The sequence below is a fragment of the Bacillus sp. 220_BSPC genome, from assembly GCF_001054655.1.
GTDB lineage: Bacteria > Bacillota > Bacilli > Bacillales > DSM-1321 > Peribacillus > Peribacillus frigoritolerans.
The window spans coordinates 1-310 of record NZ_JVPL01000146.1 but is presented as its reverse complement, the minus strand read 5'-3'; the positions used below and the strand labels follow the sequence as shown (position 1 = coordinate 310).

The following is a 310-nucleotide window of genomic DNA, read 5'->3' as shown; positions in this document are numbered from 1 at the left end:
CAGATTGGTATGACCAACATAGTAAATCCATTTTAAGCTTTATTTTATTGATGGTTAAGGATTATCAACAAGCAGAGGATTTGACCCATGATACCTTTGTAAAAGCGTATTTATATCATAATTCATTTAATCAGCATTCCAGTGAAAAAACATGGCTATTCAGTATTGCTCACAATTTAACGGTTGATTTTTTAAGAAAACGTAAACCAAGCAAGTTCTTTAAAGAAGTATTTCTTTTGCAAAGGGACAATAACTCATTGCCTGAAGAAATGATTCGAATAAAAGAGGAATCATCTGAACTATATAAAGC

1 protein-coding gene is annotated in these 310 nt (G+C 31.0%); it reads left to right on the top strand.

Annotation, left to right across the window (positions count from 1 at the left end):
- Nucleotides 1-310: RNA polymerase sigma factor (locus ADA55_RS09370; RefSeq protein WP_153246112.1), on the top strand; the 310-nt coding region annotated here is incomplete at both ends.